18 protein-coding genes are annotated in these 25,540 nt (G+C 39.3%); 3 read left to right on the forward strand and 15 right to left on the reverse strand.

The window, feature by feature from the left end; genetic code table 11:
- Positions 1-24: 24 nt before the first annotated feature.
- The 10 genes from E7B10_RS05445 to E7B10_RS05490 all read right to left on the reverse strand — a co-directional run bounded on the left by E7B10_RS05445 (position 25) and on the right by E7B10_RS05490 (position 16,105).
- The gene (locus E7B10_RS05445; protein ID WP_012864670.1) at positions 25-828 is read right to left on the reverse strand and encodes an energy transducer TonB; all 804 of its coding nucleotides are present in this window, start codon (positions 826-828) and stop codon (positions 25-27) included.
- A gap of 2 nt (positions 829-830) precedes the next feature.
- Entirely contained in the window at positions 831-1,238 is a 408-nt protein-coding gene (locus E7B10_RS05450) for a biopolymer transporter ExbD (protein WP_004698605.1), read from the reverse strand.
- A gap of 2 nt (positions 1,239-1,240) precedes the next feature.
- Positions 1,241-1,858 (reverse strand): MotA/TolQ/ExbB proton channel family protein, encoded by a 618-nt coding sequence (locus E7B10_RS05455; RefSeq protein ID WP_004696674.1) that lies wholly within the window; start codon positions 1,856-1,858, stop codon positions 1,241-1,243.
- Positions 1,859-1,893: 35 nt separating this feature from the next.
- Complete coding sequence (locus tag E7B10_RS05460; RefSeq protein WP_287511020.1) at positions 1,894-6,972, reverse strand: TonB-dependent siderophore receptor; 5,079 nt, start codon at positions 6,970-6,972, stop codon at positions 1,894-1,896.
- 185 nt (positions 6,973-7,157) lie between these two features.
- Positions 7,158-12,179, reverse strand: a complete 5,022-nt coding sequence (locus E7B10_RS05465) for a TonB-dependent siderophore receptor (protein WP_182321336.1) — start codon at positions 12,177-12,179, stop codon at positions 7,158-7,160.
- Between the two features lie 231 nt (positions 12,180-12,410).
- On the reverse strand, positions 12,411-13,301 hold the full coding sequence (locus E7B10_RS05470) for an AraC family transcriptional regulator (protein WP_287511023.1): 891 nt from the start codon (positions 13,299-13,301) through the stop codon (positions 12,411-12,413).
- Positions 13,302-13,559: 258 nt separating this feature from the next.
- Complete coding sequence (locus E7B10_RS05475) at positions 13,560-13,955, reverse strand: YbaN family protein (protein WP_004698716.1); 396 nt, start codon at positions 13,953-13,955, stop codon at positions 13,560-13,562.
- The gene (locus E7B10_RS05480; protein ID WP_004698733.1) at positions 13,955-15,322 is read right to left on the reverse strand and encodes a PTS ascorbate transporter subunit IIC; all 1,368 of its coding nucleotides are present in this window, start codon (positions 15,320-15,322) and stop codon (positions 13,955-13,957) included. The genes E7B10_RS05475 and E7B10_RS05480 overlap by 1 nt, the downstream gene beginning before the upstream one ends.
- 31 nt (positions 15,323-15,353) lie before the next feature.
- Positions 15,354-15,629, reverse strand: coding sequence for a PTS sugar transporter subunit IIB (locus tag E7B10_RS05485; protein WP_004696686.1), 276 nt, complete (start codon positions 15,627-15,629; stop codon positions 15,354-15,356).
- A gap of 20 nt (positions 15,630-15,649) precedes the next feature.
- Positions 15,650-16,105 carry a PTS sugar transporter subunit IIA gene (locus E7B10_RS05490; protein WP_004696688.1) on the reverse strand — a complete coding sequence of 152 codons (456 nt, stop codon included), beginning with the start codon at positions 16,103-16,105 and terminating at the stop codon, positions 15,650-15,652.
- Positions 16,106-16,356: 251 nt separating this feature from the next.
- Between E7B10_RS05490 and E7B10_RS05495 the strand changes: the two genes are divergently transcribed.
- The 3 genes from E7B10_RS05495 to E7B10_RS05505 are packed head-to-tail and all read left to right on the forward strand — an operon-like array spanning position 16,357 to position 19,163.
- Positions 16,357-17,364, forward strand: a complete 1,008-nt coding sequence (locus E7B10_RS05495) for an iron ABC transporter permease (protein WP_120055522.1) — start codon at positions 16,357-16,359, stop codon at positions 17,362-17,364.
- 26 nt (positions 17,365-17,390) lie between these two features.
- Positions 17,391-18,137, forward strand: coding sequence for an ABC transporter ATP-binding protein (locus E7B10_RS05500; RefSeq protein WP_287511026.1), 747 nt, complete (start codon positions 17,391-17,393; stop codon positions 18,135-18,137).
- A gap of 21 nt (positions 18,138-18,158) precedes the next feature.
- Complete coding sequence (locus E7B10_RS05505) at positions 18,159-19,163, forward strand: ABC transporter substrate-binding protein (protein ID WP_287511027.1); 1,005 nt, start codon at positions 18,159-18,161, stop codon at positions 19,161-19,163.
- A 232-nt stretch (positions 19,164-19,395) separates the two neighbouring features.
- On the opposite strand, the gene E7B10_RS05510 is transcribed toward E7B10_RS05505, so the two are convergent.
- The 5 genes from E7B10_RS05510 to E7B10_RS05530 form a co-directional block, all read right to left on the reverse strand.
- Positions 19,396-19,569 carry a hypothetical protein gene (locus tag E7B10_RS05510; protein ID WP_004697552.1) on the reverse strand — a complete coding sequence of 58 codons (174 nt, stop codon included), beginning with the start codon at positions 19,567-19,569 and terminating at the stop codon, positions 19,396-19,398.
- A 429-nt stretch (positions 19,570-19,998) separates the two neighbouring features.
- Entirely contained in the window at positions 19,999-20,997 is a 999-nt protein-coding gene (locus E7B10_RS05515) for an inorganic phosphate transporter (RefSeq protein ID WP_008601598.1), read from the reverse strand.
- Positions 20,990-21,619 (reverse strand): DUF47 domain-containing protein, encoded by a 630-nt coding sequence (locus E7B10_RS05520; RefSeq protein ID WP_004697557.1) that lies wholly within the window; start codon positions 21,617-21,619, stop codon positions 20,990-20,992. Before E7B10_RS05520 ends, E7B10_RS05515 begins: the two co-directional genes overlap by 8 nt.
- Before the next feature lie 230 nt (positions 21,620-21,849).
- Entirely contained in the window at positions 21,850-23,319 is a 1,470-nt protein-coding gene (locus tag E7B10_RS05525; RefSeq protein WP_012864680.1) for a [FeFe] hydrogenase, group A, read from the reverse strand.
- 132 nt (positions 23,320-23,451) lie between these two features.
- The gene (locus E7B10_RS05530) at positions 23,452-25,467 is read right to left on the reverse strand and encodes an ABC-F family ATP-binding cassette domain-containing protein (RefSeq protein WP_278606802.1); all 2,016 of its coding nucleotides are present in this window, start codon (positions 25,465-25,467) and stop codon (positions 23,452-23,454) included.
- Positions 25,468-25,540 lie beyond the last annotated feature (73 nt).

The following is a 25,540-nucleotide window of genomic DNA, read 5'->3' on the forward strand; positions in this document are numbered from 1 at the left end:
ATCTCCTTTATTACTTAGATATATTTATTCTTCTTCATCTTCTCCATCGGCCTGTACTACAAAGTGTACAGGAACTTCTACTGGTTGTATATCCCCTGTTTCGTTTGGATACGGAGTCGCTCGTCGCACTGCATCAAGAGCCGCTTCTACAAATATCTCATCGCCACCACTAGTTGGATATACGTCTATTAAATTACCATTAGTATCTAATTTAGCCATTACATTAATTGTAACATCTACGTTCATTTTACGTTTAATAGCCGCATAAGGAATTTGTTTTTGGCTATCTACGGCTGCATAAAAGCCCTCTACATTGAACGCGGCTTTACCTGTACCGTGACCATCACCTTCACCGGTACCATCACCTGTACCAGTACCATGGCCTCTACCATCACCAATTCCAGTGCCTTCACCAGTACCATGACCACCGCCAGAACCACCACCTGATCCAGGGCCTGTGCCACCAACAGCGGAATTATCACCGGATGTATTGCCTTTATTTTCACTTGCTTTAGCTGCCACATCTACTGCATCAGGGATATCTGTTGCTGTAGATGGTTCAACATTTGCTACAACAGCCTTTGTTCTTGCCGCTACTTCATCTGCTGACAATGGTTTTGGGAACAGATCTGCTCTGTTACCTCCGCCACCACCAGCATGTCCACTGCCACCATCATCGAGCACACTTTGTGTGAGGTCGATTTCATAGGTATCCATTTCTTGAATGGCTGGAACCACTACAAAAAAGATTACAGCAATAAAGAGAGCAATAAGATGAACTACGGCGGATATAATGGCTGCTTTTTTCCATGATATGCCTAGTCCCATAGTTATCCTTTCTGTTCAGCTGCAATAGCTAAGCGTTTAACGCCAGATTGTTTTAACATGTCCATAATCGCTACTACTTGACCATGAGCCGCTCGTTTATCGGCTTGTAAGATAACACTAGCATTAGGGTTTTCTTGGATACGTTGTTTTACCATTGCCTCAGCATCGTCAATGCTCATTGGCTTGTTATCAATCGTAATATGACCCTCCGCATCTAATGTTAAAACCACTGGTAATTGAGCTGGTGCAGAAGCACTAGTAGCCTGTGGTAATTGTACAGACAAGGCTTTTTGAGCCACTGTTTGCAAGCTGTTCATCATGAAGAATACCAACAAGAAGAAAATGATATCAATCATTGGAATGATCATGAATTCCGGCTTAGTTTTCATACGAAAGCTTTGCAAGTTCATAACTATTTCCACCCTTCTCGTTTAGCTGTAACTATATTTACACACATATTTTCAATTTGGTTAATAATGGAGTCCAAACGATGACTAAAAATTGTGTAAACGATAAATGCCATTATGGCCACACATAAGCCAGATGCTGTCGCGATAAGAGCCTCACCTACACCACCAGTAATGGCAGATGCACCCGCACCGGAGTCAAGGATACTGAAAGAGCCAATCATACCTGTTACTGTACCAAGCAAGCCCAATAATGGAGAAATTGTAACTGTTGCACTTAAGTAGTCCATATATTTTCGGAAACCAACTGCATCAACCCCCATTTGATCAGCAAAAGCGGTCTTCATTGCTTCTTCGCTAGAATCATTTTTTAAACCTGCTTCCGCAATACGACTTGCAATAGAAGGGTTCTCTTTAATTACTTTATCAATTTCATCCCAACGTTGTAATTTTGCGAATTCATTTACGGCATGAGTTACAACAAATGTTTTACCTGCATACTTACGATAGAAGAAAGCACGTTCTGCAGCTATAGCGATAACCATGAAAGACAAGAGTAACAATGGATACATTACATATCCGCCACTATGAAATAAGTGAATGACATAATTTAAATTTTCCATATTTGTAACCTTTCTGCCTGTTTACAGACTGAGCATTAGAACCTGTAGGTCCCTTGAATTCTTGTATAATCGCCTAACTTAAAGCTTTCACTACCATATAAAGTATCTCGTTTATTAGTGCCCTTCGCATCAAATGTATAGAATGCTTCAAGGAGCAAATCCTTGCGCGGTACATAGCCGGCACCAAATGTAAAGCTACGAACACCATCTAAGTAACGATCAGGTACTGCACCCGTACCATTACCACCGAAGAAGGAGCCATGTTCAAAGTATTTGTAATCGATGAACGCATTCCAAGATTTCGGAACATCTAAATCAGCACGCCCAATATCTAGACGAGCCATCCAGAAGTGTGGTGTGCCGCCCATTTGATGACCTTTTAGAGTAAAGTCTGCTGTGCCACGTTCATGTTGATATACGGTATTACCATTGAGGTAACGTCCTAAGTTAGAACGATTTTGACCGTAATCAACCGTAACAGCTGCATTAGCACCAAGTTGATACTTAGCACCGATACCAAATACATGAGCTACATTGGAGAAGCTGTATTCATCATTACTGTTTCCATTAGCATTTAAATATGTATGTGTTTTACCGCCAAAGGAACGTAAGTACCAAGCTTGTAAACCAAGACGAGCACCAATTTGTTTCTTGTATTGAATAAATGCGGCCTTATCGATGGCTGGTACAGTATCTTTTTCAAGAACTACACCTTCTGTTCTGATCAAGTTGCCAATGACCTTACCGATTGCTTCGCGTGGTAATTTATTTTCAGACTCTGCGTCATGTACAACTTTTTCAAGATTATACATATAGTTAAACAATGCATTAGGCATACCCCAACCATAGTAAGAACCACCTTCGCCATAATCACCAGAGGACATGGTGAAGTTCTTTTTGTAAATGGCATCTTTAGCATCATAATCACTAAATACGTATTTACCACTATCGTATTTGTAAGTCTTTGCACCTAAGAAGCCAGTGAATTCATAATCACTTGACGGTTGACCATAGTAATCATAAGATCTCTTAAATGTACCATCAGCTTGTTTCACCCAAACTTCGTCAAGCTCACTATTGTTATAATTACTCCAATTATCTTTTGCATTATATTTAGCAATTTCAGAGATGGATTGGTTAATCGCATCACCATGTTTATCAACATAACCCTTTGGATTCAACAAGGCTTCTTTATTATCAGTAGGTACGATAAGACCTTTAGCCTTATCTTTTAGATATTCAGGGTATAACGGAGAGTTCACGTTATACATAAGATCACCAGTCTTATAGAGTTTTTCCCCTGTTTTCTTATTAGTAATTTCGTACATTGTATATCCACCAGATGGGATATCAAGGGAGAATTTAGTCCCTGCCATATCTGTAGGATATGCTTTTGTAAGAATATCTTGTAATCGACCCATAATTTGAGCTTGTTTTTTCTGAGTTTCAGCTAATTTAGCATTAGCCTTTTCAATTTCTTGATCACGGTTCGGATTACTCCATCTTAAGTCTAAGCTTTCTTTATAAGCTTCGTATTCAGCTTGCAAGTCTTTGAGCTGTTGATAGAAATAGAGGCTATCTGTCTTACCTTTGTAAGTGGAGTTATAAATACCAGTTGGACTATCTGGAGCTGCCGGATCTGTTGAGGTCTTCTTCTCACCATCAGAACCGGTTTTAGTAGCACTCTCAATATCGTATGGATAATCATCGCGATTGATACCAATCAATTCAGCTGCTGTTGGTGGTCTAAAGATAACTTTATGCACTGCATGTGTATATGCAGAATCAGTGATACCTGTACTATGTTTGAAAGTACCAACACCAATACGAACTTGAGAATCATGGCCATTCCAAACAGCACGAACGCCATCATATGATTGACCAAACCAGTAGCCACTAACGCCCATAGGCTCAGTTAAACGCCCTACGGATACGTCCCATTTCTTAACGCGTCTTGTAAGATCAACTGTATCGAGTCGTTGATGGTTGAGACCTTTGGAATCAGATTTTGTCCAGCTTGTATCTACTCCACTCATGCCACTCATGCTACCGATAACTTTGAGGTTAGTGAACTCATTGAGTCGAGCATCAAAGCCAAGGCGTAAGCGTTGTTCAAAACTATGACGATTAGCATCGTACATATTGGCTTTTGCAGAACCGATGGCAGAGTTTGCTCTAAATGGAGATTGCGGTCTATTAGAACCATCATGTGCCATCCAACGCGCTCTATAGTCGCCAACCATTGTAATACCACGTTCTTTAGTAGTATCAAAATCAGAACGAATAAAGTCAGTTAAACGAACTACATCAGCTACATTTTGTACACCAGATTCAGAATTTACCACTTCACCATTAGCTATATTAGCACCTGTAGCATTAACGTTTGCACCATTCTTAGTTTTGCCGATGGCCGTAGTTTTACTACCATCGCCACCACCAAATTTAAGGTTAACACCCATGCGGTATACGCGTTCTTGTGTGGCACGATCATCATCGCGATGGTTAAAGATATTGTTGATACCGAAATACATCATGGCATTTTTATTGAAACGTTTTTGAATCATTACATTCCAAATGCCAAATGTTTTCTTTTCATACATTTGTTTCTTATAAACGCCTGCATCACCAGACAAGATATCTGGCCAGTAGTTACCACCATTATTAAGAGTATTACTATCAAGCATATTGATATAGTAATCACCCCAGATGGAGCCATTCCAACCGGATTTAGGGTTATCATAAGTAATGCCAATATCAACTTTGTGCATTGGTTTATCCAATAATTGACGTGGCATGGATGGATCGCTTTTGTTGATGGCGTGTAAATATGTATAACCTAATTTACCAGACCAATATTTGCCGAATTTTTGTTGTACTTCCGCTTGCAACCCTGTAATTTCAGCTTTACCAATATTTTTAAAGCTATAAATCATATCCGGTGCACGTTGGTATTTCGCATCACCTTTGAGATATGGTGCGAAGTCCATAAAATCACCAGTGAAGTATACAGACATATAGTTCTTAATACGGTTATGGAATACACCTACGCGTGCATATGTATTTTTATTTTCACCTTCCAAGCTCATGTCGAAATTGACTGATTTTTCTGGTTTCAAATTAGGATTGCCAGCCCAATACCAACCGAGTTTTGCTACCCCAATCCCTACAGGGTTAGAAGCATACATTTCCCAGTTATACCACAATTCGCCCATACCAGGTTCTGTATAACCAGTACCTACATTGGCTTTAAATCTGCGATGTGTATTACCCTTAACGTTATATGTCATCCCCAAGGATGCAGATACGTTAGAACCAAACAAGCTACTATTATCAAAACGCACAATTGGAGACAATGTTAAATTCTTATTGACTTGCCATGTATCAGAAATATAAGCGTTTATTTTACGAATCGTACCACTACCAGTAGTCAAGCGTTGGTCGCGATTACGGTACTCTTCCAAGAAAGCCTTACCATTTAGCTTAGGCGCTTTCTTACGCATTTCTGGATCGTTAGACTCACCATATTTAAAATAGTCGCCTACGATATTTGCACGATGCGCCGCCATTTCAGGATTTTCCGATTTCAACCGATTTTCCAAAGCATAATATCGCTTCTTGAATTCATCCGTTACTGGCTGATTATTCGGCGATGTGCTTGACCATTCACTGAGTCTGCTTTCAGATAAACCATAATTCACATAATCATCATATGTAATCCCCGGTTTTTGCGCATCATTCGCTGCACCATAATATTCATAATCCATATCCCATTGCGGCATGCCGCCACCGGAATTAATGAATTTATAATCATGGATGTGAGAGTAAACTTTAATACTGTTATCGCCTTTACGTCGCACGAGACGATCAAGGCGGTCTACTAACAAGCTTTTATCGTAATCCCAAGGATCGATGTACATCGTACTTGTATTAGGAGAGCTCTTTAAGCGACTACCAGAGCCTTCTTCACGAGCATAGCTAACACCATAGCTTAGCAGATGATTTTTATTGACTTGCGTATTTGCATTGACTCGAATATCTAATTGACGATGATCGATGTTATCGATATAACGCAACTCATTAGAGCCTTCATAAGCGGAACGACCTGTATAGTTAATGAGGGCTACGTCATTTTCTTTAATACGAGAGTAATTAGTTTCTACCGTCCAGTCGCTCTTTCCAGCTCTAGAGGACCATTGCAGGTTAGCTGTATTACGATCTGCGGTACGTTTGAAGTGTTGTTGTGGCTCTAAGTCGGAGTCGGAATGCTTAACATCGCGCACAAGATCTTCTGTGTACCGATTAAGTCGCAATTCCACCTTGTTTTTATCATTTGCCTCGTAGGTCGCTACAAGACCGATATCTGCCGCATCACCATAGTAACGAAGTACATTTGGCTTGAAGTTATGTTTTGCATAATCAAAGGCCATCCCAGAGGCACGACGTTTAACAGATGCTAGAACAGGCATAAGATCTCGTTTACTACCTGATAAACCAACCTTTAATTTGCCCATTTGACCAGAATCGGCACGAATGAAGAAGTTTTGGAACGGAAACACATCGCCATCGCTCTTACGACGCATGCCTTCAGCATTAAATTGTACGGATGGTTTCTTTTGTGCTTTTTTAGTGATGATATTAACTACACCACCTACTGCATCGGATCCGTATTTAGCACTAGCCGCACCTTGAATAACTTCAATTCTCTCTACGTTCTCTGTGCCCAAACGTTGTACTTCATCTGCCGCACCAGAGTACTTATCAAAATCACCTAGCACTGGTTGACCATCTACGAGGATGAGAGTGTGACGCGCTTCTGCACCGCGAATGGACACGCCAACACGTCCCATAGCATCAACTGTTCTAGATACACCTGTTTGTGTAAAAATAATATCTTCGACGGACTTCGCCTGTTTCTTTTCAATCTCTTTCTTGGTAATGATTTGCACTTGCTGTGAGTTCAATTTTGCTTCTTCTTCTGCCCATGTGCCTTTCACATGAACAACATCTGTAGTGACAGTCGCATTATCTGCCCAAACCACTAGAGGCGCGCTAAGCCACAAGGCAACTGCACTAGACAGGATTATGGTACGCTTTGTATGTCCCCACCGGTTCATTGTGCCCTCCTAAACTTATAACTAAACATATATCTTGTATCTTACACACAAATATAAAAAGATACACTTCACTAACATATAATGACATTGAATATCATTCACATTTTAATGTTAGCAAAGTGTATCTTGCATATCTACTCCGAATAGACCAAAAATATACGTTTCGGACAAATCGGACATAATTTTTAGAATTTATACGTCATTTGGAAACGAGTATAATTCCCAAGTTTGAAGTTTTCAGATCCATATAAGGTATCTCGTTTATTAATCCCTTTAGCATCAAATGTATAGAATGCTTGTAAAAGAAGATCTTTAGTTGGCACATAGCCACCACCAAAGGTAAAGCTCTTAATACCATCCAAGTAACGGTCAGGCACAGCCTCTGTGCCATTGCCGCCGAAGAAGGAGCCATGAGCAAAGTATTTATAGTCCACATAGGCATTCCAAGAGCCAGGTTTATTCATATCGGCACGACCAACATCAAAGCGCAATGCCCAGAAATGAGGTACACCACCTATATCACGACCCTTGATATCGAATTGAGCAGATCCAGCCTTATGTTCATAATGAGTATTGCCATTCATGAAGCGACCAAAGTCACTACGGTTTTGTCCATAGTCGAAGGAAATACTTACATTATGATTTAATTGATACTTAGCTCCAAGACCGAAAATATTAGCCATATTGTTGAATTCATGCGCTTCTGTAGCATTACCATTCGCCGTATAGAAGCGATAGTCACTACCGCCAAAGGAGCGCAAGTACCATGCAGCTAAGCCAAGTCGAGGTGTTACCATATGTTTAACTTGAACATAGGCAGCCTTTTCAATTGGTGGAATTGTATCCCGCTCCAATACGACACCTATTGAAGGAATAACAGCACCTGTATATTTTCCTAACGCTTCTCTCGGCAAACGACTGTTGCCGTCCGCTTTTTCAAGCATTCGAGCCAAGCTATTAAAGTACGAAGCTATCATAGAAGGATAATAGGCACTTCCTTTTACGTTAATAAGACCGGACGTGCCAGAGTCGTTAATATCAACGACATTTGCCTTATAAATAGACTCGTCTAGCCCGTCAAAGGCATTATCTTCAAATTTCATCGTATATGGATTATTACCGAAACTATAGGTTGCTATATCTTTCGCCTTGGCACGATACGCCTCTACGATAGCCGACTTATTCTGATTGTACCAATTTGAAATAAACGGTTTTCCGCCCTTAGCAAGAACAGAGGTATCACTCAACTTCATTTCAAACAATGGGTTTTTCTTATCAAGCCCAATCGTTCCCGGTGCGATTTTCTGAGTGAAAGTACGTTCATCTTCATACCATTGTTCATCATCTTCATCATAGTATCGCGATTTATAAGAATACGTTACTGACACATCCGGCATCTTAATCGATACAGTCTGTTTAGCCGCATCCGCACCATAAGCTTTCACCGCGATTTCCTGCATCCGGCGCAACACATCAAACTGCGCAGCTCGCAACGGTTCCCGTTCTTTCGCCACACGAGCTTCCACATCCGGCAAAGATGCTTCCAACTTTGCCAGCTCCGCTTTTAATGGAGCCAGTTGATCCGCGGACATGCCGTCAATAAATTCTTTAGACCAGATATCGGAAGTCATATCATCGATTTTCTTCTTTAATGTACCTACCTCCGCATCTAAGGTGCCTTCCTTATCGCGCAAGGCTTTTAATTGCTGATAGAAATTAATAGTATTCCCTGCATTTGGTACGATGAGTTCCTTATTGGCACCGTCCGAATCCATAGTAACACCTAAGAATTCCTCTACCGTTGGAACCCGTTTAAAATGCGTATAAATAGCATGAGTATAAGCACTATCGCTAATTCCCGTACTATGTTTAAAGGTTCCCACACCGATACGGACTTGAGTATTCTTATTCGTCCAAACACTACGAAGACCGTCATATTCTTTATTAAACCAATAACCTGTAACCCCCATAGATTCAGTAATACGACCAACACTATGATCCCATTTAGAACCGTGATGTGTTACATCTACTTCTTCGAGACGTTGATGATTAAAGCCTTTAGAGCCTTCTGTTTCATGACTGCTATCTACACCAGCTTGGCCAGAAGCACTGCCTACAACACGTATATTCGTATTATCGTTAATGCGAGCATCGACACCGACACGTATACGTTGATTCAAGCCGTGTTCCTTCCGATCCGCCAGATTCTTTGCCGCCTCGTCGGATACGTAACTAGTAGTCGTCACCCGCGTAGCAGGACGATCAGATCCAAGATGACTGTCATTACGTACACGATAATCACCTACAAGTTCCATACCTCGTTTTCTGTCTGTATCGAAAGGACGCGTAATAAAATCCTGCAGCATAACCGGAGGTAACGATTCAAACTGCTCCTTCGTAAGTTTCGTTTTACTTTCACCTGAACCGAAACCGAATTTCATATTTAATCCGATACGATATACTCGAGCCGATAAAGCCCGATCATCATCACGATGATTAAAGAGATTATCAATACCGAAATAGATTCGTGAATCCTTATCAATCTTCTTTTGAATCATCAAATTCCATATGCCATAAGTTTTATGTTCATACATATCGGCGGTTTTTCTATTATTCAAATTATATCTGATAACGGAACGATCGGAATTATTAGGATCAATATAAGATACCATATAATTACCGCCACCAGACAAGGAGTTACTATCCAGCATATGAATATAATAATCTCCCCACAGGCTACCGCTCCATCCGCTAGACTTATCCTCAAAATCTACACCGATATCCACTTTATGACGAGGTTTATCCAGTAATTCACGAGGCATATCTTTATCGCTCTTATTAAGCGCTCGTAAATACGTATATCCCAAACGAGCTTTCCAGTGCTTATTCAAAGTCTGTTTCACTTCAAATTGAAGACCTGTGATTTGGGCCTTGCCGATATTACGGAAACTGTAAATCATATCCGGCGCATGCGCAAATTTCGCCGCTCCATATGTGGTAGATTCATCATATTGAGGATAAAAATCCATCAAATATCCCGTATTGTAAATCGACATATAATTCCGAATATTATTGTGGAATACGGTTACTTTACCATAGGTATTTTTATTTTCCCCTTCCAAAGAAAGATCGAAATTCATGGATTTCTCTGGTTTAAGGTTCGGATTTCCAACCCAATACCAACCTAATCGGGCTTCACCGCCACCGATTGTGGCATTTGTAATATTCGGGCCATACATTTCCCAGTTATAATACAGCTCGCCCATACCGGGTTCCGTATAGCTGGTACCCACATTAGCCTTTAATCTGCGGTGTACATTTCCATGTACATTGTGAGTCATGCCGAAATTAAAAGACCAGTTAGAGCCGAATAAATCACTATGATCCAGTCTTATAATTGGTGATAAAGTAGTATTTTTATTAACCTGCCACGTATCCTGAATAAAGAAATTCTGTTTCTTGATCTCCGCACGTCCTGCGGTCTGTTGATTAACGCGTTTTAAATACTCTTCTTTAAAATAAGCTCCGTTTAATTTCAACTTCGTAGAATCAAAATCCGGTACGGCGCCATAGTAAAAGCTCGGTAAATAGGCATCATAAAGTGCAGGATAATACTTACCGTTCTCATCTTTTCGGCCTTCCTTATTAAAATGATAGTCTTCAATAAATTCTTTATTCTCCGCTAACAAACGTTTAGCAAACTGCTGATATCGCGCATAAGCTTCAGGATTCCGTTTTTTCAGCGTACGCTCCGTCACAGGGCCATCCACAAGCCCCATTACGGCCGCCGAATCAATTCCCGCCTGAGGATCCAAATATTGAAGATATTCTTCGTAAGTAAATTCTGGCAATGTATTTGGCTTACTTTTATCCCCGTTATACCATTCTTTCTCCTTATTCCACTGCTCTACACCAGCGTCGTTTTTTCTGAAAGAATGGTCATAAATTGTGGATGAAGGAACACCGTTTTTTACAGCTAGACTTTTATCGTAATCCCAGGGATCGATATGCCGTTTATAGGTATGAGGCGCATTTTTAAGTCTGCTACCTTCGCCTGTCTCCCGTATAAACCCAATACCATAAGACAAGAGATGTTTCTTATTGACTTGCGTGTCTGCCCCGAGTGTTACGCTCCATTGACGATGATCTACATTATCCACATAGTTTAATGTATTTTTCCCTTCATAGGTACTGTTCCCATAGTCACTGGTTAATGTTACATCATCTTCTTTGGTCCGCGTATAATTCAGTTCCGCTTTCCACGAACTCTTATTATCCTGACCAGTATACGTCAAATTAAGATTATTCCTGTCTAAATCCCGTTTATAATGAACCTGAGGTTCCAAATAAGAAGTACTGCGCTTTACATATCGTTCCAAGTCTTCATTATACCGATCGATACGGATTCCCAAAGACTGTTTATCATTAATATCATACGTAGCGGCCAAACCTATATTGGAATTTGTACCGTAATACCGTAGGGAATTCTTTAAAAAACCATGGTCTTCATCATTGATCATAGCGCTGATACGACGCTGCTCGCTGGCATAAATAGGCATAATGTCACGTTTACTACCGTGAATATTAACTTTTAACTTACCTAATGAGCCAGAATCAGCGCGCATAAAGAAATTGGAAAACGGTACGATATCACCGTCGCCTTTAGTTCTACGACCTTCCGCATTAAACTGAAGGCCAGCGGTTTTACGCGGTTTATTGGTAATAACATTGATAACACCACCGATGGCATCGGATCCGTATTTAGCACTGGCTGCACCTTGGATAATTTCTATACGTTCCACATTTTCTGTACCGAGACGTTGTAATTCATCACCAGCACCTTGATATTTGGCAAGGTCGCCCATCACAGGCTGTCCATCCACAAGAATCAAGGTATGACGAGGATCCGCTCCACGGATAGATACGCCGACGCGCCCCATCGAATCGACAGTTCTAGATACGCCAGTTTCGGAAAATACAATATCTTCTACGGATTTTGCCTGCTTTTTGACAATATCCTTCTTCGTGATAATCGTCGTCTGCTGAGACTCTTGTTTTGCCTGCTCTTCAGCCCATGTACCGCGAACATGAACCACATCGGTTGTTACAGTCGCATTGTCCGCCATAACCACCGGCATTTGCAACCAGCACGCTACTGCACAGGATAGTATGACATATCTCCTTGCCCGCACCCAACTCCTATTCATTAAATTTCCTCCACACATATATTTAACTATGCATATAAAAATACACTTTACCACTACAACCAAATGACATTGAAAATCATTTACAGGTTTAATAGTAGCAAAGTGTATTATACATATCTACTCCGAATAGACCAAAAACATACGTTTCGGACAATATTTAATTTTCATAGACTATCAAACCTAGCCTAAAGCACAAAATTTCTATCTAGAATAATATAAGATCCAAATTATTTAAACCTTACGATAAGCACTTGGCGTTACACCAGTAGCCTCTTTAAATGCACCCGTAAACTTACTACCATTCTCATACCCTACCGCATTAGCGATTTCTAAAATAGACTGATCTGAGTCTTGAAGCAATCTCTTCGCCGCATTAATACGACATTCTTTTAGATATTGATGTATGGTTGTACCATATACACCTTTAAAGCAACGCTTCAGGGTGGATGTAGGAATATCAAACTGTTCAGACAAGGAGTCAATAGTAATACGCTTCATAAACTGTGTCGATACATATTCACTTACAGCTTTTACAATATCTACCTGTTGCTTTCTATAGGTACTTCTCTTTTCAGGATTAGCTGTAGAGATAACAGATAATAATAAAAAAATTTCAATTACTTTTAATTTAAAATAGTGCTCCTTTATTTGATCTGGCACATTATATAAACTGGAAAAAATGTGACGAACTGTTTCCGTTTCTTCCATCATCATACCAAAATCAGAATGCTCACAAAACCGATTGGCCAGCTCAGTCAAATCAATTCGAGAATCACTAACAAGTGCATCTAATACGGGTTGTGCCTTTTCAACATCTACTAATAATACAATTCCTTTAAATAATTTTGTAGGAAAGTAATTTTCATGTTGGTAAGCGGAGCGTGTATGCCACCCTAACGACATATCCCCTGGACCCATATATAAATACTCACCAGATGTGAACTTGCACTCAATGCGCCCTTCTTCACAGTGATTTATAGCAAACGTCTTGGTATGTGATTTAGCATAAAATTGAATCGTCTCTTGCTTCACATCTAAGAACATCAAATCGATACCGTCAAATATCGTATGTCTTGACATAGATGTTCCAGCATGTGAGGCCGCATGATTATGTGGATTCATACTATCACCATATACACAAATACTATAAACATAAATTAATAATATTATATTATAGTATACTTATTGATAGTCATTGTCAACTTCTAATTAGTAATAGTTCATTTTAGATTTAAAAACACAAGCTAGTTCGTTTTAGTAATATAAAACAATTAAGATCTTCGTTGAGAGTTATTCTAGTGTACTATAAAATAAGCCTCATGAATTAAACTACAACAATTTAATTCATGAGGCTATATTCAAAACTAAGGATATAAGTTCCTATTTTTTTGTTTTAATAATAAAAGCTAATGCTATGACATGCGCTACCCATATAATGCCCATAACCATTAGAGCAATAGGCATATCTTGACTAAAATAGGCACCAACCGCCATTATGGCACTAACGGATACGAGAATGGACAACTTTGCCCGCAAGGTCAACGCTTTATCGCGTTCATAAGCAGCAACAGTCTTTTGATATAAACTAGATTCCAAAAACATTTTATGGAATCGTTCAGACCCTCGAGCTAAACAAAATAAAGTTAGCATATAAAAAGGAACTGTTGGCAATAGTGGTAATACGATACCTGCTGTACCAAGTCCAAAACTTATTGCTCCAATAGTCAGGAATACATATCGTACTACAACATTACTGTGTTGCTCAGTTTTTTTCATTAATCCTCTTCTACATAATTAATAACTTTACCTTTTGTTTTAATAAAGTTAGGAATAATAAGTACTAAAGCGGCAATAGCTACAATGCCATAAATACCAGCCATACCTACCCATTCATAAGCATTACCTAATACGAGACCCATCACTGCAAAGTCCGCATCACCAAAGGTTGTATTTTGGAAGCCTAATTGACCAAGAACTGGCAACGCCAAAGCTGGCAAGAATGTAATAGCCAAACCATTTAGGAAAGCACCTACCGCTGCGCCACGACGACCACCAGTAGCATTGCCATAAATACCTGCTGTAGCACCACAGAAGAAGTGTGGCACAAGACCAGGAATGATTAATACGCCACCTACAGCCCCAAGGATAAGCATACCGATGATACCACCGATGAAGGAACTAAGGAAGCCTAATACAACCGCAGTTGGAGCATAGGTGAAGAATACGGCACAGTCTACAGCTGGAATTGCATTAGGAATAATTTTTGTAGCAATCCCTTGGAATGCAGGAATCAAATCACCTAAGATCATACGCACACCTGAGTATACGATTGTTACACCAACAGCAAAATTCATAGCACTCATAACAGCGTATAAATATGGGCTCATATCACCTGATAAAGTAGCGACAAATTCGGAACCTGCTGCAAATGCCGCAATTAGGTAAAATACGATCATAGTTAATGCTGTAGATAATGTTGAGTCTCGTAAGAACCCCCATTTTTCTGGTATTTCAATATCTTCTGTGCTATCTTCAGCTTTCCCAACATATTTAGCAACCCAAGCCGATAAATAGTAGCCTAAACTACCGAAATGACCAATGGCAATTTCATCACCATCTGTCACTTTGGATGTATAACTTTGACCAATAGCTGGAGAAATGGCAGACCAAGCCCCCATTAAGAAACCACCTACAAGAATTAGTTCCATGCCAGATAATCCTGCAGTACCAAGCACGGCAGACATAAGACATGCCATAAATAAGCTGTGATGACCAGTTAAGAACACATATTTGAACTTGGTGAAACGAGCAATACATAAGTTCATCAATAAGCCTACTACGAGAATAGACATCGTTTCAACGCCAAGTACCTTTTGTGCAACAGCTACGATAGCTTCATTATTTGGCACTACACCAGTAATATGGAATCCATGTTCAATCATTTTCCCCAATGGGTCAAGATTGCTAACGATAACACCCGCACCTGCAGCTAACATTAAATACCCAAGAATAGGTTTTAATGTGCCCGTCATTATTTTATGAAACGGACGTTTCAAGGCGATCAAGCCTATACATGACATAATACCAATCAAAAGTGCCGGTTGAGACAGCACATCACGCAAGAACTCTAATACCATTTCCATGGCACTACCTCCTATATATAATTGTTACATATTATTGAGCGGCTTGTTTTAATGCTTCAAGAACATCTTCTGTAATCTTCTTTTTATTAATATAGCTACGAACAATAGCAACATTTTTATCGTCAAATTGTTCAGCCAATTCTTTTACAGTTACGATAAGGTCAGCCTTACGACCTTGAGCCGCGTTAAAATCGATAGATTCAACTTGTGCATCGATACCATTTTCAGCACAAATTTCTTCAATTTTCATTTTTAACATCAAGCTAGAACCAATACCATTACCACATACAGTTAATACAGAAATCATACTTGCCTCCTTCTAAATGTTTATTGCTCGTCTAAATGCTCTGCCAAGAATGCTTGTACGTCGTCAATACTTTCAAAGTCAACGGCCGCATCTAAGAACTCTTCATCCTCAAATAAAGTAGCAATATCTGTTAACAATTGAATATGCTCATCTTTATTGGGAGCACATAAGAATAATGCGACAGATACTGGGTCATTATCAGGGCTGCCAAAATTCAATGGTTTTTCCAATGTCACTAAAGCTGTCCCTACACGCTTAGCACCATGTTCTGGGCGCGCATGTGGCATAGCAAGACCGGGAGCCAATACGATATATGGACCCATTTCACGAACTACTTCAACCATAGCCTCTGTATAAGATGGATCCGTAAAGCCCGCATCAACCATCAGTTGACCACCATGACGAATTACATCTTCCCACGTTTCGGCGGGATAATGAAAGGATACATTATCCTCAGATAATAAATCTTGTATCAAACTAACACCTCCTAAACATTCTATTGTACATATAATTCTATTATAGCCATTCTAATAAATTTTTCATATATCAAAATAACAATGAACTTATAAAAATGAATAAAGCTAACATAAGATTTTGCTATTTATAATTTAATGAATCCTCATACTTATAATACCTATACAGGTATTAATATTGTATATATATTGAAAATTCTCTATACTTAGATAAGACTTAGACTACCTAAATAAAAATAGAATAAGGAGATTTTATGCAGACTTCGGTAAAAGTATTTATACTCTGTCTAATCCTCTGTATTTCATTGGTAACAGCGTTACAGTTTGGATCTAAATTTGTACCACTAGACCAAATTATTTCAGCACTTATGTCTATGATTGATGTAAATGCTACAGCATCTATGACTGATACGATTATTACAGATATCCGCTTACCACGACTTATTTACTCTGTTCTAACAGGTATAGGCCTATCACTTGTGGGTCTATTAATGCAAACGGTCACGCGCAATGCCCTCGCAGATCCCTATGTATTAGGTGTTTCTTCTGGTGCAAGCACAGGTGCGGTTTTCGCTATTATCATGGGTGGGCTTCCATTCTTAGGTCATTACAATACGCCTATTTTTGCGGCCCTAGGCGCAGCACTTTCAATTATATTAGTACTACTATGTGTTGGTAAAAGTAACAGTCCAGTAAAGCTTATCCTCATAGGCATGGGCATGACCGGTGTATTTTCAGCCTTAACGATGATGATCATTTACGGAGCCAAACACGAAGCACAAGTACGAAGTGCCATGTTCTGGCTACTTGGCAGCTTTGCAGGCATACAATGGGGCGATTTACCATTAACAGCAATTATTGTAACCTTGTTTATGCTATATATCTATATGTTCAATCAAGACCTTGATGTGTTGCTACTCGGTAATCATGAAGCAGCACAAATGGGGCTTTCCGTTAAGCAGTTACAATTAAGCATCGTTATCATATCCTCTATTGTGATCGCTACACTAGTATCAAAGGTTGGTGTAGTTGGCTTTATCGGCCTTATCATCCCTCACCTTGCTCGGATTGTAGGCGGACCTAAGCATAAATACACATTACTATTCAGTGCACTCATCGGTAGCATCGTTATGATTTGGTCAGACGTATTATCGAGAGCACTCTACAGTCCAGAAGAAATCCCTATTGGTGTGCTTACATCTTTATTGGGGGCGCCTCTCTTCATTTGGATTATCATGAATCGTTATAAACACAATGGTTAGTGTATATCATATCTATAGGAGATACTATGTATCAAATTAATCAGCTGTCTTTTTCTTATGAAACAAAAGAAGTGTTAAAGAATATTTCTGTAACATTTCCTACCAATAAAATAACAGCCATAATTGGACCGAATGGATGTGGTAAGTCTACCCTACTTAGCCATCTATATCGACTTCATCCAACAAAAAACAAAATCACATTAAACGGAAAACCTTTAGAGTCTTATAAAGGTCGCGAATTTGCTCAATTGGTAGCAGTCTTAACACAATCTAGAGACGCTATGATTGATGATTTTCTCGTAAAAGATATCGTTCTCATGGGACGGTATCCGTACAAACAACACTTTGGCACCTATAATTCTGAGGATGTTAAAATTGCAGAGCATTATATGAATGAAGTAGGCATCACCCATTTAGCAAATGAAGAAATTCATCATTTATCAGGTGGTGAGAAGCAACGCGTATTCATTGCTAAAGCCTTAACCCAGAAACCTCAAATACTTCTTTTAGATGAACCTACTAATCATTTAGATATGAAGTATAAAATAGCACTTATGAAGCAATTGCGTGCTTTTAAAGGCACTACAATTGTAGTCCTTCACGACTTAAATCTAGCGGCTCAATATTGCGATCATATTGTCATCATGAACAGCGGAACTATCCTAAAAGAAGGTTCCCCTACCGAGGTGCTCACACCTGAAATTCTTGAACCAATTTTTGAAGTTCCTTTTAAAACCTCTTGGGATGAAGGGCGCTATCATTTATATTATTAATTAGTAAAGAAAGGACTTACTATGTTTCAGAATTTAAGAAAGTCAAAAAAATTATTATTAATCGCTATGACATGTGCTACATTTGCTATTGCTGGTTGTAGTTCTGATACTACAAAAACTACAGCGGATAATGGAACCTCTGTAACATGGAGTGAAACATTTGACGGTACAAAAACAGACTTTGCCGTAAAATCTGCCCCTACTCATGCAGTGTCCATGTCCCAAGCAACAACGGAAATGATGTTACAATTAGGCCTTGAGGACAAAATGGCTGGGACCGCTTTCAAAGAAGAAGAAATCTACCCACCTTTACAAGCAGCTTACGACAAAGTAAAAGTATTATCTGAAAAATGGCCTTCCTATGAAGTATTCATGTCCGTAAAGCCTGACTTCGCTACGGGATGGCCTGATTCTTTCAGCAAACGAGCTATACCTGCAGATAAAATGATTTCCCAAAAGGTTAATATTTGGATTCCTGAATCCATGTTATCTACTAAAGCTGACCTAGAAACCAACTTTAGCGACATGATTAAATTGGGTGAGATTTTCGGCGTAAAACCTAAAGCTGAAGAATGGGTTGCAGGTCAACGTAAAACATTGACAGCTATCCAGGATAAACTAAAAGACTTACCTCGTAAACGCGTTTTCATTTATGACTCTGAAGACGGTCAACCATTCACAGCATTCGAAGGTTATACTACTAACATCTTAAAACTTATCGGTGCTGATAATGTAATGAGCGGCTTAGGCGTTGATAAAACATGGGCTAAAGGTTCTTGGGAAACAGTAATTGCGCAAAACCCTGATTATATTATTATCGCTGACTATGGCAATTCTATCCGCAACGACGATGATTTCCAACAAAAAATTGAAAAAATCAAGGCTAACCCTCAACTTCAAGACATTACAGCCGTTAAAGAAGGTCACTTCATTCGTGTAAAACTTTCTGAAATCACACCTGGTGTACGTACTGTCGATGCTTTAAAACGTTTAGCTGAAGAAATTCACGGCATCAAAGTAGACTAATTTAATATAACAAGATATAGAGTAATATATGTAATATGTTTTGTATATTATATATAACGAAGAAGGTCCCAATTCAAATGAATTGGGACCTTTTCGTACTACTTGTATTGCACACAGCATATTGTTTAGAGAGTAAAGATGTGTTGTAGTTGAAAGATTTAGAAATAATGAATTATTGTAAAATAGATTTAAAATGTATTAAATTGTATATGCTGTGACAATGCCTGATTATTTATACTTCTCGGCTATATTGTTGCCTATATCGTTTATCATTATTTGCCTTAATAGCCATGATCAATGGCTTTAGCGAAAGAAACTCTTCATCACTGAGTCGAAAGGTTCTACCAATACGTTTAATAGGATTACGTGGGCGCCCGGCACCGCGTCTAGATCCACCCCATGCCATATACATACCTCACTTTTCACTTGAAAAACTCCTTCTACCGATAGTATAACCTCCGATACATAAGTATGCAATAGTCATTCACTTTAAACAGCCTCTTAACAACCTATAAACAGGTAATAAACTTCATTTATTAGTAAAATGCATAATCAACAAAACACATATTTATAAGTATTTTCCCCTATTCAACTTGAATTGTAACATTAATGTTGCCAAATATAGATAAATCTCTTTTATAGAATATAGTATTTACAAAGCAGTTTATTTCTATATTTTTAGACTATTTAGAAACTATCATGTACATATATAGTAAATAGAATTTTAAATTAGAAAAGCAAATTATTTATAAATATGACAATATAGGAAGAATATTTCGACAAACAAAAAAGACTGCGTTTGCAGTCTTTTTTACTGTAATAAAAAGTATATGAATTAGCCAAATAGTAAGTGACCTACTTCATAAGCAATAGCGGCAACGATGCCAGATAATGGAATCGTTACAAACCAAGCCATAACCATAGATCTTGCTACGCCCCAATTAACCGCTTTAATACGTTTAGAAGAGCCTACACCTAGTAAAGAACCACTTACTACGTGTGTAGTACTGACAGGCAAATGTAAGAATGTAGCTGTAAAAATAGTAATAGCAGAGTTTAAATCAGCAGCAAACCCATTAATAGTTTCTAGTTTGAAAATCTTGGTTCCCATTGTAGAGATAATTTTCCAACCGCCTACAGCAGTCCCCATAGCCATTGCAGTAGCACAACAAAGTTTTACCCAAATCGGTACATCTAATGTATCAATGAAACCACCGCTAAGTAAGGTTAATGTGATTATACCCATCGCTTTTTGTGCATCATTAGAGCCATGAGAAAATGCCATCATAATTGCTGATACAATTTGCATGGATCTAAATCGATCATTTAAAGCAATCGGAGAAAATCTACCGAAAATAAGCAACAATACTTTCATCACAATATAGCCACCAATCATGGCTACAATTGGAGATAAAATAAGAGACAAAAAGATTTTTAAAATCCCCGCCTCATTCAACGCGTCAAATCCTACAGACCAGCCCACAGCACCGATGATACCACCAATCAAAGCATGGGATGAGGAACTCGGGATTCCCCAATACCAAGTTAAAAGATTCCATGTAATGGCACCGATAAGGGCTGCAGAAATAATACCACTATCGATAAGGGATGGCGACATTACTATATCACCACCGATAGTCTTTGCAACACCTGTACTAACCATTGCACCCAAAAAATTGAGAGCAGCGGTCATCATAATTGCCTTTTTAGGCTCAATAGCTCGTGTAGAAACGGATGTGGCAATGGCATTCGCCGTATCATGAAAGCCATTGATATAGTCAAAGGCTAATGCTAAAAATACAACTAGCCATACTAAATAATGAGCATCAAGCATACTTCAATACTACCCGGCGGAATGTACCAACCAAATCTTCGCAGCCATCGATTACATCTTCCATAGCACTAAGGATTTCCTTCCATTTGATAATTTCAATTGGATCTGTACACTCTGTAAAGAGCTTAGCCATTTCTTCATGATAAATATTATCCGCTTCAGACTCAAGTTTCAATACTTGGTGAACACGCCCCTCTACCTTCACATGATCCTTTTTAAGACTACCCATATAACCAATGGATTTGTTGATATGCTTAACGCATTTAACAACAATTTCACTCATGCGAATAGCACCATCACTTGGTTTGCCAACGTGATACATAACCATTTTATCCATGATTTCTTTGATATTATCCAATGTAGTATCCAGTTGGTCAATCAAAAGCTGAATATCCTCACGATCCATTGGAGTGATAAATGTTTTACGTAAACGCTCTACAGTTTCATTTACTAATTCATCGGCAGCTTTTTCCTTTGTATCAATTTCAAGAAATGCCTCTTCCTTAGAGATATCCCCTTTAAACACGCGTTCCATCATTTCCGCACTTTCATAAGTTAGTGCAGCATGCTTTTCCAAAATACTGAAAAATTTTTCTTCTTTTCCTTTTAATTTAAAAGCCATGAAGATCCTCCCGAACCAGTATTGATTGCTTCTATAATAACAATTTAATTATAGCATACTACAGGTAATTCCTAAACCAATTTACCAATCTCTATATTTTAACCCCTATGCGTATATGGCATATATAGAATCTACATCTGTGAAAGCTTTTTTTGACCATATTTCCACTATATAAAATAGATAAAAAAGCAGATAGCTGACTAACATATCAACTATCTGCTATATATTTCTTAGCTATTAGCTTCCGCTGCCGCTTTAGCCGCCTCTGCCGCCTTTTTCAAATTAGGCACGGATGTAGGGCATGTAGCAGGCGTACAAGCACCATTAGGGCCTAAATCTTCAGAACGGTTCACAAAGGTAGTATGTAACATGTGATGTGCTTTGTGACTCATAGGTTTGCCATCAAAGAACTCAGCATACAATTTTTGGATATCTGGATTATCACAAGCAGCTTTTACAGTTACTTCTGCATCGCGAGTATACAAGGATGCAATACGAGCTTCACGAGCTTTGTCAGCCATCGGCAATTTAACGCGTGGTTGTCCACCACCACCGATACAGCCACCACGACAAGCCATTACTTCGATGAAGTCATAATGGATATTTTCTGCACGCATGCGTTCGATGAACTTACGCAAATTACCAGTACCATGAACTGCCGCTACATGTAATGTTTTATCGCCAATCACTACGTCCGCTTCACGCGCACCGTCCATGCCGCGAATAGCTTCGAATGGAATCAATGTTTGAGGTGCATCTTCACCTGTCGCCATTTTGTAAGCCGCACGCATAGCCGCTTCCATAACGCCACCAGTGTTACCGAAGATGATACCACCACCAGAGGCTTCGCCCATCAATGGGTCAAAAGCAGAATCTTCAAGATCATCGAAGTTGATTTCTTCTGCGCGCAACCATTTTGCAAGTTCCCGTGTAGTAATACAGTAGTCTGTATCGCGCATTTCTGGTGTATTCCAGTATTCCGCGGAGGAATTCATTTCATCGCGACGAATTTCAAATTTCTTAGCTGTACATGGTGTTACTGCAACAGCCACGATTTGTTTTGCATCAAGGCCCATTTTTTCAGCAAAGTATGTTTTTTGTGTAGGCGCTTGCATAGCAATTGGGCTCTTAGCCGTAGATAGGTTTGGCAAGAATTCTGGATAGAATGTTTCCGCAAACTTAACCCAAGCAGGACAACAAGATGTGAATTGAGGCAATACTGCATCACTATTAATAACACGTTCTAATAACTCAGATGCTTCTTCCATGATAGTCATGTCCGCACCAAAGTTTGTATCAAGGATATAGTCGCCACCCAATTTACGAAGAGCGGCTACCATTTTACCTTCTACAAATGTACCAGCCTCAAGGCCGAATTCCTCGCCCAAACCAACACGCACGGCAGGCGCAGTTTGGAAAATGACGATTTTATTAGGGTCAGCAATAGCTGCTTTTACTTCATCAATTTCAGAGCGTTCATTAATGGAATCGAACGGGCAAATAGATGCACATTGACCACAATGAATACAAATTGGATGATCTCCATTAGTTGTTAAATCATAATAATCAAATACACCCATGTCTACAGCACAAGCTTTACGACATAAGGAGCAGTTTTTACATTTAGTTAAATCTTGTACTAATGCAATATTTCCGTCTTCAATTGGTACGCGACGGTCTAAAAATTGGTACTTACTCATGAGTTCCTCCTACTTAGGTAACGTTGTTATCGTTAATCGTAGAAATTATACTATACATTGTGAGTTTTATCAATAAACTTACACGTAATTCCTTTGCATAGCAGATATTAAAAAATGGCATGATAAAAGGAATTATAGGCGTTCCTCTAATTCCATCCACCGTTCAGTGAGCGCATCTATTTGGGCCTGTGTTTCTTCTCGTTCCTCCATCAGTGACTGCATTTTTTCATAATCAGTAGCCACTTGGCTTATCATAACATCGAGGCCTTTTACTAAATGTTCTAGCTTTGGCAATTCATCCATAATTTTGGCATACTCCGCTTCCTCTGCTTTATTGAGGCCCTTCTTTAGTATTGCTTTGAAAGTATCTGTTTCACCAACAGCTACTACATTGTCATTTTCAAAGATATCTGACGTATTTGATTGATTATCAACAGAGTCATCGGTATCAGCCTCTCCACCTTCTACAGCTTGTACCACTTTGGAATTAGCCGGTATATTATCATTTGGCATATAGAATGGGCGCTTGCTGCCACTACTTTCATCAAGAGCATCCTTGTAGTCAGAATAGGAGCCATGAACGATTTCAATATGCCCATCGCCGGTAAAGACAAATAATTTATCTACTACGCGGTCTAGGAAGTACCGATCGTGACAAACTGTAATGATGACGCCACTAAAGGAGTCAAGGAAATCCTCTAATACCTCTAATGTTGGAATATCAAGATCATTCGTCGGTTCGTCCAGCAATAATACGTTAGGGGCGCTCATCAACAATTTTAAGAGGTATAAACGACGACGTTCCCCGCCAGAGAGTTTTCGAATCGGTACACCATGTAATTCTGGGGTAAAAAGGAATCGCTCAAGGATTTGTCCTGCGCTCAATGTAGATCCATCACCGAGTACCATATAAGAGTGGTCCTCACGAATATAATCGAGAACGCGCATATCTTCATCAAATTCAGGTAGCTCTTGTTTAAAATGAGCAATGCGAACGGTCTCACCTTTACCGATAGTGCCTCTCGTCGCTTCGTAGGTGCCATCAAGGATATTCATAAAGGTAGACTTACCAACACCATTGGGTCCTACTATACCGATACGATCATGGCGTACCACGTGATAGGTAAAGTCCTTAATCATAGGACGTTCATCAAAATAAAACTCTAAATGCTCAATATCAAAGATGGTTTTTCCTAAACGTGTCTTCAGCGCAATAGGATCCATTTGATCCGGACGACGGGTTTTCTCCATACTCTTTAATTTTTCGTAACGGTCAAGACGAGCCTTTTGTTTTGTAGTTCTAGCCAGAGCACCACGACGTACCCATTCGATTTCTCGTTTTAAAAATTGACGTCGTTTTTCTTCCGTAGCAGCTTCACGAGCCTCTCGATCAGCTTTCAAGGCAATAAATTCTTCATAATTGCCATCGTATTGATACATATGACGATTTGATAGCTCTAAAATACCATTACATACGGAATCGAGGAAATATCTATCATGGGTACTGATTAATAATCCTCCTTGACGTGCACTCAAATACGACTCTAGCCAATCAATACTATCTTCATCCAAATGATTAGTCGGCTCATCTAGTAATAAAAGATCACATGGATATAGCAATGCTTGCCCCAATGCAAGACGACGCTTTTGCCCTCCTGATAACATAGCTACCTTTTGCTCCACATCAGGAAAGCCCAATTTAGATAAAATAATGCGCGCCTCTTGCTCTACCTGCCACCCATCTTGCTGATCCATTTGCTCCAATGCATTCATATAGTTGCGAGATATTTTAGCATCGTCTTTGCCAGACTCTTGCATTTGGCGATACTCACGGCTAATACGTTCAAAGGCTTTTACCATCTGTAAGCGAGGATGATCTCCATCAAGAACTGCTTCTAATAAAGTAGATTCCGCATCAAAATCAGGTGTCTGCGCTAAGTAATGGATGCTGGCCTTACCATTACGCTCAATGGTGCCTTTATCAGCTTCCATTCGGCCTGCTAATATTTTTAAAAATGTAGACTTACCCGTTCCGTTGATGCCCACAAGACCTAATCGTTTTTCCGTGGTAAAAGTCATACTCACCTCTTTAAACAGTAGCCTTGTGCCATATGATTTCTCTATGTTCTGTAAACTAATAACGTTCATATTCCGCTCCTATTTTGTAATTCTGTTATTTATTATACTACACATTACCATTGACAGTAACAGGCGCCCTCAG

The sequence above is a fragment of the Veillonella sp. genome (genome assembly GCF_032470285.1).
In the GTDB taxonomy this organism is placed as follows: Bacteria; Bacillota; Negativicutes; order Veillonellales; family Veillonellaceae; genus Veillonella.

Excerpts from the sequence above, each read along its gene's own strand:
- E7B10_RS05465 (WP_182321336.1), bottom strand. The coding sequence starts at position 12,179 with ATGAATAGGAGTTGGGTGCGGGCAAGGAGATATGTCATACTATCCTGT.
- E7B10_RS05470 (WP_287511023.1), bottom strand. The coding sequence starts at position 13,301 with ATGAATCCACATAATCATGCGGCCTCACATGCTGGAACATCTATGTCA.
- E7B10_RS05500 (WP_287511026.1), top strand. The coding sequence starts at position 17,391 with ATGTATCAAATTAATCAGCTGTCTTTTTCTTATGAAACAAAAGAAGTG.
- E7B10_RS05515 (WP_008601598.1), bottom strand. The coding sequence starts at position 20,997 with ATGCTTGATGCTCATTATTTAGTATGGCTAGTTGTATTTTTAGCATTA.
- E7B10_RS05450 (WP_004698605.1), bottom strand. The coding sequence starts at position 1,238 with ATGAACTTGCAAAGCTTTCGTATGAAAACTAAGCCGGAATTCATGATC.
- E7B10_RS05505 (WP_287511027.1), top strand. The coding sequence starts at position 18,159 with ATGTTTCAGAATTTAAGAAAGTCAAAAAAATTATTATTAATCGCTATG.
- E7B10_RS05455 (WP_004696674.1), bottom strand. The coding sequence starts at position 1,858 with ATGGAAAATTTAAATTATGTCATTCACTTATTTCATAGTGGCGGATAT.
- E7B10_RS05460 (WP_287511020.1), bottom strand. The coding sequence starts at position 6,972 with ATGAACCGGTGGGGACATACAAAGCGTACCATAATCCTGTCTAGTGCA.
- E7B10_RS05445 (WP_012864670.1), bottom strand. The coding sequence starts at position 828 with ATGGGACTAGGCATATCATGGAAAAAAGCAGCCATTATATCCGCCGTA.
- E7B10_RS05475 (WP_004698716.1), bottom strand. The coding sequence starts at position 13,955 with ATGAAAAAAACTGAGCAACACAGTAATGTTGTAGTACGATATGTATTC.
- E7B10_RS05480 (WP_004698733.1), bottom strand. The coding sequence starts at position 15,322 with ATGGAAATGGTATTAGAGTTCTTGCGTGATGTGCTGTCTCAACCGGCA.
- E7B10_RS05495 (WP_120055522.1), top strand. The coding sequence starts at position 16,357 with ATGCAGACTTCGGTAAAAGTATTTATACTCTGTCTAATCCTCTGTATT.
- E7B10_RS05485 (WP_004696686.1), bottom strand. The coding sequence starts at position 15,629 with ATGATTTCTGTATTAACTGTATGTGGTAATGGTATTGGTTCTAGCTTG.
- E7B10_RS05525 (WP_012864680.1), bottom strand. The coding sequence starts at position 23,319 with ATGAGTAAGTACCAATTTTTAGACCGTCGCGTACCAATTGAAGACGGA.
- E7B10_RS05530 (WP_278606802.1), bottom strand. The coding sequence starts at position 25,467 with ATGAACGTTATTAGTTTACAGAACATAGAGAAATCATATGGCACAAGG.
- E7B10_RS05510 (WP_004697552.1), bottom strand. The coding sequence starts at position 19,569 with ATGGCATGGGGTGGATCTAGACGCGGTGCCGGGCGCCCACGTAATCCT.
- E7B10_RS05520 (WP_004697557.1), bottom strand. The coding sequence starts at position 21,619 with ATGGCTTTTAAATTAAAAGGAAAAGAAGAAAAATTTTTCAGTATTTTG.